Annotated in this window: 11 protein-coding genes; 7 read left to right on the forward strand and 4 right to left on the reverse strand. The window is 69.1% G+C overall.

Going from position 1 to position 17,077, the window contains the following annotated elements; all coding sequences use genetic code 11:
* Positions 1-19: 19 nt before the first annotated feature.
* The 5 genes from F1D61_RS25285 to F1D61_RS25305 all read left to right on the forward strand — a co-directional run bounded on the left by F1D61_RS25285 (position 20) and on the right by F1D61_RS25305 (position 11,888).
* Complete coding sequence (locus F1D61_RS25285) at positions 20-3,427, forward strand: maltotransferase domain-containing protein (protein WP_203154877.1); 3,408 nt, start codon at positions 20-22, stop codon at positions 3,425-3,427.
* A gap of 140 nt (positions 3,428-3,567) precedes the next feature.
* Positions 3,568-6,831 carry a maltose alpha-D-glucosyltransferase gene (gene treS, locus F1D61_RS25290; RefSeq protein WP_203154879.1) on the forward strand — a complete coding sequence of 1,088 codons (3,264 nt, stop codon included), beginning with the start codon at positions 3,568-3,570 and terminating at the stop codon, positions 6,829-6,831.
* Positions 6,832-7,086: 255 nt separating this feature from the next.
* A complete protein-coding gene (glgB, locus tag F1D61_RS25295; RefSeq protein ID WP_203159275.1) occupies positions 7,087-9,351 on the forward strand; it encodes a 1,4-alpha-glucan branching protein GlgB in 2,265 nt (754 codons plus the stop codon).
* A 480-nt stretch (positions 9,352-9,831) separates the two neighbouring features.
* Positions 9,832-10,602, forward strand: a complete 771-nt coding sequence (locus tag F1D61_RS25300; protein WP_203154881.1) for an FkbM family methyltransferase — start codon at positions 9,832-9,834, stop codon at positions 10,600-10,602.
* 77 nt (positions 10,603-10,679) lie between these two features.
* Positions 10,680-11,888 (forward strand): pyridoxal phosphate-dependent aminotransferase, encoded by a 1,209-nt coding sequence (locus F1D61_RS25305; RefSeq protein WP_203154883.1) that lies wholly within the window; start codon positions 10,680-10,682, stop codon positions 11,886-11,888.
* Positions 11,889-12,101: 213 nt separating this feature from the next.
* On the opposite strand, the gene F1D61_RS25310 is transcribed toward F1D61_RS25305, so the two are convergent.
* The 3 genes from F1D61_RS25310 to F1D61_RS25320 all read right to left on the reverse strand — a co-directional run bounded on the left by F1D61_RS25310 (position 12,102) and on the right by F1D61_RS25320 (position 13,701).
* Positions 12,102-12,398: an alkylphosphonate utilization protein gene (locus F1D61_RS25310; RefSeq protein ID WP_203154885.1), complete on the reverse strand. Its 297-nt coding sequence runs from the start codon at positions 12,396-12,398 to the stop codon at positions 12,102-12,104.
* Positions 12,399-12,472: 74 nt separating this feature from the next.
* On the reverse strand, positions 12,473-13,360 hold the full coding sequence (locus F1D61_RS25315; RefSeq protein WP_203154886.1) for a cation diffusion facilitator family transporter: 888 nt from the start codon (positions 13,358-13,360) through the stop codon (positions 12,473-12,475).
* A gap of 134 nt (positions 13,361-13,494) precedes the next feature.
* Positions 13,495-13,701, reverse strand: coding sequence for a hypothetical protein (locus F1D61_RS25320; protein ID WP_203154888.1), 207 nt, complete (start codon positions 13,699-13,701; stop codon positions 13,495-13,497).
* Positions 13,702-13,841: 140 nt separating this feature from the next.
* Here F1D61_RS25320 and queA point away from each other — a divergent pair, with 140 nt between their 5' ends.
* Entirely contained in the window at positions 13,842-14,927 is a 1,086-nt protein-coding gene (queA, locus tag F1D61_RS25325; protein WP_203154890.1) for a tRNA preQ1(34) S-adenosylmethionine ribosyltransferase-isomerase QueA, read from the forward strand.
* Positions 14,924-16,057 carry a tRNA guanosine(34) transglycosylase Tgt gene (tgt, locus tag F1D61_RS25330; protein ID WP_203154892.1) on the forward strand — a complete coding sequence of 378 codons (1,134 nt, stop codon included), beginning with the start codon at positions 14,924-14,926 and terminating at the stop codon, positions 16,055-16,057. The genes queA and tgt overlap by 4 nt, the downstream gene beginning before the upstream one ends.
* 138 nt (positions 16,058-16,195) lie before the next feature.
* Here tgt and F1D61_RS25335 read toward each other — a convergent pair whose 3' ends face one another.
* Positions 16,196-17,044 carry a transglutaminase-like domain-containing protein gene (locus F1D61_RS25335; protein ID WP_203154894.1) on the reverse strand — a complete coding sequence of 283 codons (849 nt, stop codon included), beginning with the start codon at positions 17,042-17,044 and terminating at the stop codon, positions 16,196-16,198.
* Positions 17,045-17,077 lie beyond the last annotated feature (33 nt).

Below are 17,077 nucleotides of genomic sequence, written 5' to 3' on the forward strand. Positions count from 1 at the left end.
AGCAGGCAGGATCGGGCCGATGAACGTACCCCGCACCAGCACCAAGCCGGCGAAGCGCACCCGCGAGGTGACGCCGCTGCCGGCCACCCTGGCGCCGCTGGCGGCCGGACCGCGGATCTACAACCTGTTTCCCCTCCTGGTCGGCCGGGTCTCGGCCTGGACCGCGGAACTCCCGCGGATCGCCGAGCTCGGCTTCGACTGGGTCTACCTCAACCCGTTCCACCAGGCCGGCGGCTCGCGCTCGCTCTACGCGGTGGCCGACGTGGAAAGCCTCGACGAGCGCCTGCGCGACCTCGGCGGCACGCCCGACGACGAGCAGATCCGCCGCTTCTGCGAGGCCGCCGCCGGGCACGGCCTGAAGATCATGACCGACCTGGTGGTGAACCACGCCGCCAATGACGGGAAGCTCGCCCACGAGCGCCCCGACCTGTTCGTGCGCGACGAATCCGGCGCGCCGGTGAGCCCGCACGCGGTCGATCCCGACGATCCGTCGAAGATCACCGTCTGGGGCGACCTCGCCGAATTCGACTATGTCGGCGCGAACGCCCGCACCGCCCTGACCGAGCTGTGGAACGGCTACATTGCGAAGCTCCAGGCTCTCGGCGTCGCCGGGTTCCGATGCGATGCCGCCTACAAGGTGCCGCCGGATGTCTGGCGCAGCCTGATCGGCGCCGCCAAGGACCGCGACCACGCCGCCCTCTTCGCCGCCGAGACGCTCGGCTGCACCTTCGAGGAGGCCCGCGCCACGGCGGAGGCCGGGTTCGACTACCTGTTCAACTCCTTCGCCTGGTGGGACCTGAAGGCGCCCTGGGCGCTCGAGCAGTACGAGCGCCTGCGCATCCTCGCGCCCTCGATCGCCTTCCCGGAGAACCACGACATGCAGCGGCTGGCCGCCTCGCTGGACGGCGGGAAGCAGGCGGTGGCGGCGGAACTCAAGAGCCGCTACGCGCTCGCCGCCTTCTTCTCGGCCGGCGTGCTGATGCCGATCGGCTATGAATGGGGCTACGTGAAGCCCCTCCACGTCGTCGAGACGACGCCGGAGAGCCGCGAGCACCAGACCGGGATCGACATCTCGGGCTTCGTGGCCGCGATCAACCGTCTGCGGGCCGACCTGCCGGCGGCGAATGTCGAGGGCGCGCAGTGGCGCCTCTCTTCCCCGGATGCGCCTTACGTGGCGCTGATCCGGATCGATACCGGCCATCCCGGCTCGGCGGAAAACGCCGTGATCGTGCTGCACAACCCGACCGACAAGCCGGTCGCGGTCGATCCGGCGCCGCTCATCGCCGGCACCGGCGGCGAGTTCGGCCCGTTCCAGGACCTGACGCCCGAAGTGGCACCCCTGGTCTTCCGGGCGGATCAGTCGATCGGCCTGGAGCCGCGGGTCGTGCGCATCCTCGCCGCCCGCCGCATCGGCGCCATGCGCCGTCCCCGCCGCACCACCCCGGACGGGGAGGGGCGGGTGGTCATCGAGGCGGTGAGCCCGGAGATCGATGGCGGCCGCTCGGCGATCAAGCGCGTCGTCGGCGACCAGCTCCATGTCGAGGCCGACATCTTCACCGACGGGCACGACGTCATCAACGCCGCGGTGCTCTCGCGGCTGGCCGGCGAGACCGAGTGGCGCCGCGACCCGATGCTGTTCGTCGAGAACGACCGCTGGCACGGCCATTTCCCCCTCACCCGCAACGCCCGCTACGAATACACCGTCGAGGCGTGGCGCGACGACTTCTCCTCCTGGTTGCGGGGCCTGGAGAAGAAGCGCAAGGCCGGCATCGCCGTGCATCTCGAGACCCAGGAGGGCGTCTCACTCGTCAAGCGTGCCGCCTCGCTCGCCGAGGGCAGCGATGCCGCCGCACTCAACGGCCTCGTCGCGGCGCTCGAGGCCGACGAGCCTGGCTCGGCGGCCCAGTTGCACCGTCTCCTCGAGCAGACGGCCCTCATCCACCGCAATTCCGAGCGGGTGAACCTCTCGCGCTATCCGGTGGTGCTGGAGGTCTTCGCCGACCGGTTGGCGGCCCGGTTCTCGGCCTGGTACGAGATCTTTCCGCGCTCGCAATCGGGTGATCCGAACCGCCACGGCACCTTCGACGACGTGATCGCGCGGCTTCCCGAGATCCGCGAACTCGGCTTCGACGTGCTCTACTTCACGCCGATCCACCCGATCGGCCGCACCAACCGCAAGGGCAAGAACAACTCGCTGAAAGCGCAGGAGGGCGATGTCGGCTCGGTCTACGCCGTCGGCGCCGAGGAGGGCGGCCACGAGGCGGTGCATCCCGATCTCGGCACCCTCGACGATTTCCGCCGCCTCGTGGCGGCGAGCCACGCCCACGGCATGGAAGTGGCCCTCGACTTCGCCATCCAGTGCTCGCCGGACCATCCCTGGATCAGGCAGCACCCGGAATGGTTCGACTGGCGGCCCGACGGCACGATCAAGTTCGCCGAGAACCCGCCGAAGAAGTACGAGGACATCGTCAACGTCGATTTCTACCGCGAGGGCGCGTTCCCGTCGCTGTGGGTCGAGCTGCGCGACATCATCGCCGGCTGGGTCGAATTGGGTGTGAAGATCTTCCGGGTCGACAACCCGCACACCAAGCCGATCCCGTTCTGGGAATGGATGATCCGCGACATCAACGACCGCTACCCGGACGTACTCTTCCTCGCCGAGGCCTTCACCCGGCCGAAGATGATGAAGAAGCTCGCCAAGGCCGGCTTCCAGCAGAGCTACACATACTTCACCTGGCGCAACACCAAGGACGAGCTGGCGGCCTACTCGACCGAACTCGCCGGCGAGATGGGCGAGTATTACCGCCCGAATTTCTTCGCCAACACGCCGGACATCAATCCGGTCTTTCTCCAGACCAGCGGCCGGCCGGGGTTCATCATCCGGGGAACGCTGGCCGCGACATTGTCGAGCGTCTACGGCATCTATAACGGCTTCGAACTGTGCGACGCCGCGCCGGTGCCGGGGAAGGAAGAATATCTCGACTCCGAGAAGTACGAGCTGAAGGCCTGGGACTATTACCGGCCCGGCAACATCCGCGATCACATCATCGCGCTGAACCGCATCCGGCGCGAGAACCCGGCTTTGTGGGACTTCCGCAACGTGGTCTTCACCCCGGCCTGGAACGACCAGATCCTGGCCTACCTGCGGATGACGCCGTCCGGCGACAACGCGGTGTTCTGCATGGTCAACCTCGATCCGAGGAACCGCCAGGAATGCACCTACGAGGTGCCGCTCTGGCAGCTCGGCCTGCCCGATGACGGCGCGGTCGAGGTCGAGGACCTGCTCCAAGGCTACAAGTTCGAGCTGCGCGGCAAGACCCACCGCATCGCCCTCGATCCCGCCGAGCGATCGGTGGTGATCTGGCGCCTTCGCCGCCCCGAGCGGCTTGCGGCGCCCGGCGGCGCATGGCAGCACGGCACTGCCTGACCGGTAGCGTTCCGGCGCGGAAGGGCGACCCTCCGCGCCGTCAGGCATCCGAACTCTCCCCGGCGCCCCGCGTTGAGCTCGAAGCACCGCGACAGCCGACAGCCCGGCGCCACGACCCGATCGAATGAGGCTTTGACGCGATGATCGATCGTACCGATCCGCAATGGTACCGTGACGCCATCATCTACCAGGTGCACGTCAAGTCCTTCTTCGACGCGAACAACGACGGCATCGGCGATTTCGACGGCCTGACCGCGAAGCTGGACTATATCCGCGACCTCGGCGTGACGGCGATCTGGGTGATGCCGTTCTATCCGTCGCCGCTGCGCGACGACGGCTACGACATCGCGGATTACCGCGACATCAACCAGTCCTACGGCACGATGGACCAGTTCCGCACCTTCGTGGACGAGGCCCATGCCAGGGGTCTGCGGGTCATCACCGAGCTCGTCATCAACCACACCTCGGACCAGCATCCCTGGTTCCAGCAGGCCCGCAACGCCCCCAAGGGGTCGGAGTGGCGCGACTTCTACGTGTGGTCGGACACCGACGAGAAGTACACCGACACCCGCATCATCTTCCTCGACACCGAGGCCTCGAACTGGACCTGGGACCCGGTCGCCAAGGCGTATTACTGGCACCGCTTCTACTCGCACCAGCCCGACCTGAACTTCGACAACCCGAAGGTCCTGGACGCGGTGATCGAGGTGATGCGCTACTGGCTCGACATGGGGGTGGACGGGTTGCGCCTCGACGCGATCCCCTACCTGATCGAGCGCGACGGCACCAACTGCGAGAATCTGCCTGAGACCCACACGGTCATCAAGAAAATCCGCGCCGCCCTCGACGAATCCTATCCCGACCGGATGCTGCTGGCCGAGGCCAACCAGTGGCCGGAGGAGACCGCGCAGTACTTTGGCGACGGCGACGAATGCCACATGGCGTTCCACTTCCCGCTGATGCCGCGGATGTACATGGCGATCGCGCAGGAGGACCGGCACCCGATCACCGACATCATGCGGCAGACGCCGGAGATCCCGGACGGCTGCCAATGGGCGATCTTCCTGCGCAACCATGACGAGCTGACGCTCGAGATGGTGACCGACAAGGAGCGTGACTACCTCTGGAGCTTCTATGCCGCCGACCGGCGCGCCCGCATCAATCTCGGCATCCGCCGCCGCCTCGCGCCGCTGCTCGAGAACGACCGGCGCAAGATCGAGCTGATGAAGTTCCTGGTCCTCTCGATGCCCGGCACGCCCGTGCTGTACTATGGCGACGAGATCGGCATGGGCGACAACATCTATCTCGGCGACCGCGACGGCGTGCGCACGCCGATGCAATGGTCGCCCGACCGCAACGGCGGCTTCTCGCGCTCCGACCCGGCCCGGCTGTTCCTGCCGACGATCCAGGACCCGATCTACGGCTTCGACGCGGTCAACGTCGAGGCGCAGGCCCGCGCCCAGACCAGCCTGCTCAACTGGACAAGGCGGATGATCGCGATCCGCAACAACCACGTCTCGCTCGGGCGCGGCGCGTTGCGCTTCCTCTATCCGGACAACCGCAAGGTGCTGGCCTGGATTCGCGAGCACGACAACGAGCGGGTGCTCTGCGTCGCCAACCTGTCGCGGGCGCCGCAGGCGGTGCAGCTCGACCTGTCGGATCTCCGCACGGCCGTGCCGGTGGAGCTGACCGGCGGCACCTCGTTCCCGCCGATCGGCGACCTGCCGTACCTCCTCACCATGCCGGCCTACGGCTTCTACTGGTTCTCGCTCTCGACCGCGAATGCCGGCACGATGGGCCCGAGCCCGGAGACGCCGGAGCTGTTCACCCTGGTGCTCACCGGCGGCGTCGAGACCCTGATGAAGGGCCGCGAGCGCCAGGCCTTCGAGCGCACCGTGGCGCCGCGCTTCATCGGCTCGCGGCGCTGGTTCGGCGCCAAGGGCTCGCGCATCCGCGGCGTCGAGGTGGTCGACAGCGCGATCCTGCCGCGCCTCGAAGGCTCGAACGGCTTCCTCCTGCCGCGCATCGCCGTGTCGCTCGCCAACGGCGAGACCCATGAATACTTCGTGCCGCTCGCCGTCGACGAGGGCCGCGAAGACGAGTCGCTGATGGACCATGCGGTCGCCCGGGTGCGGCGCGGCCCGCGGATGGGCCTCCTCTACGGCGCCGCCTCCTCGACCGATTTCGCCCTCGCGATGGTCGACGCGATCCGCAACAACCGCGAGATCGCGTCGGAGAAGGGCAGCATCCGCTTCACCGCGACCTCGGCCTTCGACCCCGAGCTGGAGCTCGACCCGGCCGATATCCGGCGGCTCTCGGCGGAGCAGAGCAACACCTCGATCGCCTTCGGCTCGCGGGCGATGCTGAAGCTCCTGCGCCGCCTCCAGCCCGGCAGCCACCCGGAGGTCGAGGTCGGCCGCTTCCTCACCGAGGAGGCCGGGTTCAAGAACACCCCGGCGCTGCTGGGCATCGTCGAGCATGTCGGTCCGGACGGTACCGCGACGGCGCTCGGCCTGCTCCAGGCCTTCGTCCGCAACCAGGGCGACGCCTGGACCCTGATGCTCGAATACCTGCGCCGTGACCTCGACACGATCGTGCTGGTGCCCGAGAGCGAGGCACCCGCGCCGGAGGAGACCTTCGCCACCCACCTGCGCTGGGCCGGTCTTCTCGGCCAGCGCACCGCCGAGATGCACCGGGCGCTCGCCATCGAGACCGGCAACGCGGCCTTCGCCGCCGAGCCGTTCACGGGCGACGACCTCGCGGCCCTCGCCGCCGATACGCGCCGCCAGGCCGAGAAGGCGTTGCGGGCGTGCTCGGGTCTCGGCGTCACGGCGTCCGAGGGGGCCCGCGAGGCGGCGGGCGCGATCCTCGCCGCCCGCGCTGAGATCGAGGCGCTGGTCGCGTCGCTCAGCCGCGAGGCGCCGAAAGGGGCCCATCGCACCCGGATCCATGGCGACTACCATCTCGGCCAGGTGCTCGCCTCGCAGGACGACCTCATCATCGTCGATTTCGAGGGCGAGCCGTCGCGGCCGGTGGACGAGCGCCGGGCGAAGTCGACGCCGTTGCGCGACGTCGCCGGCATCCTGCGCTCCTTCGCCTATGGCGGCGAGACCGTGACCCGGGAGGTCGCCTCGCGCTTCGCCGAGGCCGGCGAGCGGGCGAAGAATGCCGTCGCCGCCTGGCGCGGGATGGTGAGCGGGGCCTTCCTAGAGGCCTATGCCGCTACCGTCGAGGGCAGCCGCGCCGCCGTCACCGACGAGGCGACGCGGGAGCGCCTGCTGCGCCTCTGCCTACTGCAGAAGGCGCTCTACGAGATCGATTACGAGGCCAACAACCGTCCGGACTGGATCGAGATCCCGGCCCGCGGCGTGCTGGCCATCCTGGAAGACCAGAAAGGTTCGTGACCCATGGACGACGAGACCCGCGCTCCGAAGCCGGCCGCTCGCCGGCACCAGACCGACCGCAACCTTGGGATGCCCGTGACTGACACTTCCAAGACCAAAGACAAAGCCAAAGCCAAGACGGACAAGGCTCATGTCAAGGCCGTCCTGGTGACGCCGGTCACGGCGGGCGCCAAGGGAGGTGCGGACAAGAAAGGCAAGAGCAAGGGATCTGCGAAGGGATCGTCGAAGAAGCACGTCTCCCTGCGGGTCGCCGCCATGCAGGCGGCGGCCTCCCCGAAGGTGTCCGGGCCGGCCCCGACCCGTCCCGCCCGGCCGCCGGTGCCGGGCCGGACCTACGCGGTCCATCCCGACGCCGTCGAGGCGATGATGCGGGCCGAGCACGGCGATCCCTTCGCGGTGCTGGGACCGCACGAAACGGCCGAGGGCCAGTGGGAGGTCCGCGCGATCCTGCCCGAGGCCCGCGCCGCCACGGTGGTGATCGGCGACGCCCGCGTGCCGATGGAGCGGCGCCACCCGGCCGGCTTCTTCGTCGCGAGCTTTCCCCATCCGCAGCGGCCGGATTACCGCATCGCGGTCGAGGGCTGGGACAACACCGAGCGCACGCGGCGCGACCCCTACGAGTACGGCGCGACCCTCACCCAGCAGGAGATCGGCCTCTTGCGCGACGTCGGCAACGACGCCGTGCATCGGGTTCTGGGCGCGCAAGCCGTCGAGGTCGGCGGCACGCCGGGCTTCCGCTTCGCGGTCTGGGCGCCCAACGCCCGCCGCGTCTCGGTGGTCGGCGACTTCAACGACTGGGATGGCCGTCGCCATCCGATGCGGCTGTGGCCGGATGGCGGCGTCTGGGAACTGTTCATCCCCGAACTGAAGAAGGGCGGCCACTACAAGTTCGAGATCCGCGGGCCCGACGGCGCGCTTCTGCCGCTCAAGGCCGATCCGGTCGCCTTCGCGGCGCAGCAGCCGCCCGAGACCGCCTCGCGCCTCGAGGGCCTGCCGTCACCGGTCTGGCGCGACCAGGCCTGGATGACGAGCCGCAACGCGCTGGATCATCGCCACGGCCCGATCTCGATCTACGAGGTTCATCTCGGCTCGTGGGCGCGGGTGCCCGACGAGGGCAACCGCTACCTCACCTACCGCGAGCTGGGCGAGCGCCTGATTCCTTACGCCAAGGAGATGGGCTTCACCCATATCGAGCTCCTGCCGATCACCGAGCACCCGTTCGACGGGTCCTGGGGCTACCAGCCGGTCTCGCTCTACGCGCCGACCAGCCGCTTCGGCTCGCCGGAGGATTTTTCGGAGTTCGTCAACGCGGCGCACGAGGCCGGCATCGGCATCCTGCTCGACTGGGTGCCGGGCCATTTCCCCCTCGACGCACACGGCCTCGGCCAGTTCGACGGCACCCATCTCTACGAGCATGCCGACCCGCGCCAGGGCTTCCACCAGGATTGGGGCACCTACATCTACAATTTCGGGCGCACGGAGGTCTCGGCCTTCCTGGCCTCGAACGCCCGGTTCTGGCTCGAACACTACCATCTCGACGGGTTGCGGGTCGATGCGGTGGCGTCGATGCTCTATCTCGACTATTCGCGCCGGGCGGGCGAGTGGATCCCGAACCAGTATGGCGGCAACGAGAACCTGGAAGCGATCGACTTCCTGCGCAAGACCAACGAGGCGACCTACAGCCACGCCCCCGGCACGATGACGGTTGCGGAGGAATCGACCTCCTGGCCCGGCGTCTCGCATCCGACCTATACCGGGGGCCTCGGTTTCGGCTTCAAGTGGAACATGGGGTGGATGCACGACACCCTGCGCTTCATCTCGAAAGAGACGGTGCATCGCCGCTACCACCACCACGACCTGACCTTCGGCCTGCTCTACGCCTTCTCGGAGAACTTCATTCTCCCGCTCTCCCACGACGAGGTGGTGCACGGGAAGGGCTCGCTGCTCGGCAAGATGCCGGGCGACCGCTGGCAGAAATTCGCGAACCTGCGCGCCTATTTCGGCTTCATGTGGGGCCATCCCGGCAAGAAGCTCCTGTTCATGGGCGGCGAGTTCGGCCAGGAGAAGGAGTGGAACCACAACCAGAGCCTTGACTGGCACCTGCTGGACGATCCGTTCCATGCCGGTCTCAAGACCCTGGTGCGCGATCTCAACCACCTCTACATCGCGACCCCGGCGCTGCACGAGCGCGACACCGAGGCCGCCGGCTTCCAGTGGCTGGTCTCTGACGATGCCGAGAACAACGTCATCGCCTGGGCCCGCAAGGGCCGGGAGCCGGGCGAGATCGCGATCGTGGTCTCGAACTTCACGCCCGTCGTGCGCCACGGCTACCGCATCGGCGTGCCGATGGCCGGCCATTACCGCGAGGCGTTCAACTCGGATGCCGAGGGGTATGGCGGCAGCAACGTCGGCAATTACGGCGGGGTCGATGCGGTGGCGGAAGCCTCCCACGGGCAGGACCACTCGCTGACCCTGTCGCTGCCGCCGCTGGCGACGCTGATCCTGGTGCGGCAGGCGTAATGACGTAGGGGTCGGTCACAAGATGTGGCGCGGTTCTTCCTCCTCTCCCCGCGGGCGGGGAGAGGGCTCCGGCGACCTCGTCGTCGACGGAGCTAGCGCAGGCGTAGCCGAAGCGAGGGTGAGGGGGTGTCAACGAGTGAGACTTCTCCGGAAACACCCCCTCACCCTCGCCCTGCGGGCTCGCCGCGTCACCTGAACGGTGACACGGCCCTCTCCCCGCCCGCGGGGAGAGGGGAGGGCCCGCGCCTTTCTGGTGCGTTGATTGATATACTGGTCAGAGGTAACGACCTCTCACAAAATTCTTGATCGTAGACCCACGGTCTTTACTGCGCCGCGCCACACCCGCTTAACCGAGAAACCCGAACCCGCTTCGGCTCCCCGCCCCCGATCTGCTATGAACTTCCAGCGATCGGCGAGAGGGTCAGTCATCCCATGTTGACGGCGTTGTCCAAGCAGTTGATGCCGCCATGGATGCAATCCATGGCCCGGCGAGCCAAGTTGGAGCGCTCGCTGAAGACCTTCGAGCGGCGAGTCGTGTCGCATCGCTTCGGCGGGATCGATCTGAAGGTTAGCCTGTGCGATCCGGTCGGGGCCGAATGGTACGATCACGATTCCGGCAACCTCGCGGAGATCACCTTCTTCAAGGAGAGCGGGGCGCTCAAGGACGGCGCGGTCGTGTTCGATCTCGGCGCGCACCAGGCCGTGGTGGCGCTCCAGCTCGCCACCCATGTCGGTCAGACCGGCCGGGTCGTGGCGCTCGAGGCCAACCCGCACAACGCCCGGGTCGCCAACGAGAACGTCGCGCTGAACGGCGTCCGCAACCTGACGATCCTGCACGCCGCGGCGGCGAGCGAGGACGGGGTGCTGGAGTTCAACGAGAGCCTGAACGGCCAGGTCGACGGCGGCGCCGGCACCCACGGCAAGGTCCAGGTCAAGAGCCGCTCGATCGACAGCCTGGTCGCCGAGTTCGGCACGCCGGACATCGTCTACGTCGATGTTGAGGGCTTCGAATGCGCGGTGCTGGACGGCGCCGGCGCGTCGCTCGACCGGATTCCGAACTGGTTCATCGAGGTCCATGGCGGGGCCGGCCTGGAAAAGTTCGGCGGGTCTGTCGACAGGCTGCTCGGCTCCTTCCCGGCCGACCGGTTCAAGCGCCATTTCTGCCGCTCGGACGAGGGGCCGTTCGTTCCCTTGAGCGAGACCGGCTCGCTCGAAGGCACCCGCTGGTTCTTCATCGCCACGCGGGTCTGATCGTCGCCCGCTCCGGCTTGCGCCGGAGCGTCCTCCTTGCGATGCCTGGGTCTCCCGTCGCAACGGTGAGTCCCAGCATGACCGTCCCGCCCCTGCCCGACACGATGCCGCCGGTGAGCCGCGAGGCGGCCGGGGTGTGGCCGAGCGGCATCGGCGAGCTCGTGGCCTATGGCGTCGAGCGGCCCGGCCTGATCCCGCTCTGGGTCGGGGAGGGCGACCGGCCGACGCCGGTCTTCATCGCCGAGGCGGCGCAGCGGGCCCTTCGCGACGGCGCCACCTTCTACACCCGGATGCTCGGCATCCCGCCGCTGCGCGAGGCCCTGGCCGAGTACGTCTCGCGGCTCTACCGTGATCCCGTCGGCCCCGAGCGGTTCTTCGTGACGGTGGGCGGCATGCACGCCTTCCACACCGCGATTCGCATCGCCGCCGAGCCCGGCGACGAGGTGGTGCTGCCGACCCCGACCTGGTCGAACTTCTTCGGCGCGGTCGCGATGCAGGGCGCCAGGCCCGTCCCGGTGCCGATGCAGTTCGATGCGGGCAGCGGCTGGAGCCTCGACATCGCCCGGATCGCCGCCGCGATCACCCCGCGCACCCGCGCCATCGTCCTCAACACTCCGGCGAACCCGACCGGCTGGGTCGCGACCTGGGCCGACCTCGCGGCGGTCCTGGACATCGCGCGCCGCCACGATCTCTGGATCGTCGCCGACGAGATCTACGGCCGGTTCTGCTTCGATCCCGCGCACGAGGCCGAGGGTCGGGCGCCCTCGATCCGCGACGTCTGGCAGCCGGAGGACCGCGACCGGGTGCTGTTCGTCCAGACGTTTTCCAAGAACTGGGCGATGACCGGCTGGCGCGTCGGCTGGCTGGAGGGACCGGCCTCGATCGGCCGGATCGTCGACGGGCTCGTGCTCTACGGCACGTCGGGCGTCGCCACCTTCCTCCAGCACGCCGCGATCACGGCGATCCGGGAGGGCGAATCGCTCGTCGCCGACCAGATCGCCCAGGCCCGGGCCGGGCGCGCCATCGTCTGCGACGCGCTCGGCACGGTGCCGGGCGTCGAGCTGCCGTCGCCCCCCGGGGCCTTCTACGCCTTCCCGCGGGTACCGTCCGAGCCGGACGACGTCCGCCTCGCCAAGCGCATCGTCGATCGGGCGAATGTCGGCCTCGCTCCCGGCTCGGCCTTCGGGCCCGGCGGGGAGGGCTTCTTGCGGTTGTGCTTTGCCCGCTCGGCCGCCGATCTCACGGAGGCGATGCGCCGGATGGTGCCGGTGCTGGGGGAGCGGTGAGAGCCAGTGGGTAGGTTCAAAGACGATGTCGTCCCACCCTCGACCTCATCCTGAGGTGTCAGTCGATCGAAGATCGACTGACCTCGAAGGAGGGCTCCAGAGACCATAGCGATCCCTGGAGCCCTCCTTCGAGGCTCACGTCGTTCGCACCTCAGGATGAGGTCCCGGGTAGGATGGAAAAAGCGCGCGGGGTGACGACCGCCAAGCGTGGCTTCACCGCTTGCGCACGAACTCCGTGCGCAACACCAGACCCTTGATGGTATCGTGCCGGCAATCGATCTCGTCGGGATCGTCGGTCAGCCGGATCGAGCGGATCACCGTGCCCTGCTTGAGGGTCTGGTTGGCGCCCTTGACCTTCAGGTCCTTGATCAGGGTGACGGAATCGCCGTCGTTCAGCACGTTGCCGGAGGCGTCGCGGACCTCCCGGGTCGCGGCGGCTTTCATCTCGCTGCCTGGGCGCCATTCGCCCGTCGCCTCGTCGTACACGTAATCGTCGTCGGCACCCGTCACGCCCGTCCGTCCTCCGTTGCGTCGGCCTTGTCGCCGGGCGGGACGGTCCGCCGCAAGGGGGCTGGGGTAAGGTGTCAGATCACCGGCAGCCCGCGCTGCTTGGCCTCTTCCGCGGGCTCGACGTGGATCGTCACCACGGCGCCTTCCACCGCGCCTTCGATCGCGGCTTCCAGCCGGTCGCAGATCGCGTGCGATTCCGCCACCGTCATCTCGCCCGGCACCACGAGGTGGAAATCGATGAAGGTGACCTGGCCGGCATGCCGCGTGCGCACGTCGTGGGCTTCGAGCGCGCCCTCGCCGTGCTCGGAGATCAGCCGGCGGATCTGCCCCACCATCTCGGCGGGCGCCGCCTCGTCCATCAGGCCGTTGACCGAGTCGCGCACCATCGTGCCGCCCGACCACAGGATGTTGACCGCCACCACCGCGGCGATGATCGGATCGAGGATCGCCCAGCCGGTCGCCGTGGCGGCGCCTAAGCCGATCAGCACGCCGCCGGAGGTGAACACGTCGGCCAGCACGTGCTTGCCGTCGGCCACCAGGGCGGGCGAGCGCCAGTCGCGCCCGCGCCGGACCAGCATCATGCCCCAGACCAGGTTGATGATCGTGGCGACGCCGTTGACCGCGACGCCGACCAGGGGCGCATCGAGGGTCTTGGGCGCCAGGATCGCGTCGTAGGCATCGCGCAGGATCACCACCGCGGCGACGATGATGAGCGCACCCTCGATCACCGCCGAGAAATACTCGGCCTTGTGGTGGCCGTAGGGGTGGTTCTGGTCGGCGGGCTGGGCGGCGACGCGCAGGGCCACGAAGGCCGTCATCGCCGCCACCACGTTGATGATGCTCTCGAGCGCATCCGAATAGAGCGCGAGGCTGCCGGTGATCCACCAGGCGAAGAACTTGAGGGCGAGCACCAGGAGCCCGACCCCGGCGCTGGCGAGGGCGGCGGCTTGCGCACGTTCCATGACGATGTTCCGAGAGGCGAGGGCGATGCCGCGAGGCGTGACGACACCCGCTGCGGCGCGGCGCCGCTCCCATAGGGCGGCACCCCCGGGAAGGCCACGGCACAGGTCATAGCTCAGGCTATGACCCTGGGGCATCAGGCGGTGGCCGGCCGTTCCGCTACCGAGCGGGCCTGCTCGCGCAGGCGGCTCACCTGGGCCCGCGCCCGGGCGGTCGCCGCCTTGCGGGCGTAGTGCTGGCGCATGAAGCCGAAGCGGGCGGAGGCCGCGAGGCTGTCCAGCCGCGCGGCTTCCGCCTCCCACCAGACGACGAGCTCGGCATCGAGGGTCGGATGGCTGGCCATGACGGGAACTCCTGACGACGATGCGGTTCCAGATGGGGCGCCGGAAGCCGCCGCGCCATGCCCTCCGGCAGGACGCGCCCCTGCAGCGAACTCGCCTCTGCCCCATTGATCCGGCGGCGGAATCCTGGCTGAAGGGCCGGATGCGCGTGGACCTGTTCGATTTCGACCTGCCGGAGGCCAGCATCGCCCTCCGGCCCGCGGTGCCGCGGGACGGCGCCCGGCTGATGCTGATGCATCCCGGCTCGACGCCGGAGGACCGCATCGTGCGCGATCTCCCCGGTCTGCTGCGGCCCGGCGACGTGCTGGTGTTCAACGACACCCGGGTGATCCCGGCCCGCCTGCATGGCCTGCGCCACCGGGACGGGAGCACGGTGCGCCTCGAGGCGATGCTCCACTTGCGGGAGGCGCCGGATCGCTGGTGCGCCTTCGCGCGGCCGGCCAAGCGCCTGAAGGTCGGCGACCGGGTCAGCTTCGGCGGGGCCGGGGAGGGCGAGACCTGCGCCATGACCCGCCTCGACGCCACGATCGTCGCGCGCGGGGAGGGGGGCGAGACCACCTTCGCCTTCGATCTCTCGGGGCCTGCCCTCGACGAGGCGGTGGCCGCCCTCGGGGAATTGCCGCTGCCCCCCTACATCGCCGCCAAGCGCCCGACCGACGCGCAGGACGCCGCCGACTACCAGACCGTCTATGCCCGCGAGCCGGGCGCCGTCGCGGCGCCGACCGCCGGCCTGCACTTCACGCCCGAACTTCTGGCGGCCTGCGACGCGGCCGGCCTAGCGCAAGTGCGGGTGACGCTGCATGTCGGCGCCGGCACCTTCCTGCCGGTCAAGGCCGACGACACCGACGCGCACCGGATGCATGCCGAGATCGGCGAGATCACGCCCGAGGCGGCCGAGGCCCTCAACCGGGCACGCGCATCGGGCGGGCGCATCGTGGCGGTGGGCACCACGGCGCTCCGGCTCCTGGAGAGCGCCGCCGAGCCGGACGGCACGATCCGGCCCTGGACCGGCGCCACCGACATCTTCATCACACCCGGCTACCGCTTCCGCGCGGTGGATGGGCTGATGACCAACTTCCACCTGCCGCGCTCGACCCTGTTCATGCTCGTCTCGGCCTTTGCCGGGCTCGAGCCGATGCGGGCGGCCTATGCGGCCGCGATCGCGCGCGGCTACCGGTTCTATTCCTACGGCGATAGCAGCCTGCTCTTCCGGGCGGAGACGCGATGACCGACCATTTCACCTTCACCGTCGCGGCGACCGACGGCCCGGCCCGCACCGGCGAGATCCGGATGCCGCGGGGCGTCATCCGCACCCCGGCCTTCATGCCGGTCGGCACCGCCGGCACCGTCAAGGCGATGTATCCCGAGCAGGTGAAGGCGCTCGGCGCCGACGTGGTGCTCGGCAACACCTACCACCTGATGCTGCGCCCCGGCGCCGAGCGGGTGGCACGCCTCGGCGGCCTCCACGCGATGATGCAGTGGCCCTACCCGATCCTGACCGATTCCGGCGGCTTCCAGGTCATGTCGCTGTCGGGGTTGCGCAAGCTCGACGAGACCGGGGTGCGGTTCCAGTCGCATCTCGACGGCTCGACGCATCTCCTGAGCCCCGAGCGCTCGATCGAGATCCAGGGCCTGCTCGGCTCCGACATCCAGATGCAGCTCGACGAATGCGTGCGCCTGCCGGCACCGGAATCGGCGATCGAGAGCGCGATGCGCCTCTCGCTCCGCTGGGCCGAGCGCTGCCGCATCGCCTTCGGCGACCAGCCCGGCAAGGCGATGTTCGGCATCGTCCAGGGCGGCGACATTCCGCGCTTGCGGGTCGAGAGCGCGAAGGCCCTGGTCGATCTCGACCTCAAGGGCTACGCCGTCGGCGGGCTGGCGGTCGGCGAGCCGCAGGCGACGATGCTCGCGATGATCGAGACCGTCGAGCCGCACCTGCCGACCCACAAGCCGCGCTACCTGATGGGCGTCGGCACGCCGGACGACATCGTCCAGGCGGTGAGCCGCGGCATCGACATGTTCGATTGCGTGATGCCGACCCGGGCCGGCCGCCACGGCATGGTCTATACCCGCCACGGCCGCCTCAACCTGCGCAACGCGCGCTTTGCCGAGGACAACACCCCCCTCGATCCCGAATCGACCTGCCCGGCGGCCAACCTTTACAGCAAGGCCTACCTGCACCATCTCGTCCGCGCGGGCGAGATTCTGGGCATGATGCTGCTGACCTGGAACAACCTGTCCTACTACCAGGACCTGATGGCCGGCCTGCGCAAGGCGATCGCCGAAGGGCGGCTCCACGACTTCATCGGCGAGACCCGCGAGGGCTGGCAGAAGGCGGAGCGCGACCGGGCGGCGTAGGGCGCTCCCCGGGCGGGTCCGCTCCACCGGCTGGATCACCGGCGAGGACCTCTCCCCTCCGGGCGCCGAGCTTTCCGCATGGAAGATCCCGGGCAGGCCCGGGATCTCGGGGAGGCGAGAGGACCCGCGCCTTGGGCCCTACTCCGCCGCCTGCAGCCACTCCACCTGCTGCGGCACCTCGTCCACCACCTCGTCGGTATGGACCTCGAACTTGGCGAGCCAAGCCGGGCCGAAGCTCGTCGAGATCGCCACGTCGGTGGCGTCGCGGCCCCGCGCCATCACGATCCGGCCGATGCGCGGCTTGTTGTGGCGGGCGTCGAACGTGTACCAGCGCCCACCGAGATAGACCTCGAACCAGGCCGAGAAATCCATCGGATCGGGCACCGCCGGTACGCCGATATCGCCGAGATAGCCGGTGCAGTAGCGCGCCGGGATGTTCATGCAGCGGCAGAACGTGACGGCGAGATGCGCGAAGTCGCGGCAGACGCCCTCGCGCTGGTTGAAGCCGTCGAGGGCCGAGCGGGTGGCGTCGGCGCGCTGGTAGTCGAAGCGGATGTGGTTGTGGACGTAGTCGACGATGGCCTGGACCCGGGCCCAGCCTTCCGGCGTGTTGCCGAAGAGCTGCCAGGCGGTGTTCGACAGCTTGTCGGTGTCGCAGTAGCGGCTGGCCAGCAGGAAGGGCAGCACCTCGTCGGGCAGGTCCTGCACCGGGTGCTGCACCGCGTCGGGCGCGTAATCGTCGACCTCTCCGCTGTCCTGAACCAGGAGATCGGCGGAGAAGGTGATGCGGCCGCCCGGGGCGGTGACGCGGGTGCAGAGGTTGCCGAAGGAATCGACGAACTGGTGTGCGGGGACCGGCGGGTCGATGGTCATGGCGTCGGGGCTGAGCAGGTCGCCGGCCCGGTCCGGATGCACGTTGAGCATCAGGACCATCGGGGTCGGGCCGGGCGTATCGAAGGCGATCGAGTAGCCGGTGCGGATCTTCATCGTGGGGTCCACGCAAGTCGAAAAACGTGGTGC

This window comes from Methylobacterium aquaticum (genome assembly GCF_016804325.1).
Classification (GTDB): domain Bacteria; phylum Pseudomonadota; class Alphaproteobacteria; order Rhizobiales; family Beijerinckiaceae; genus Methylobacterium; species Methylobacterium aquaticum_C.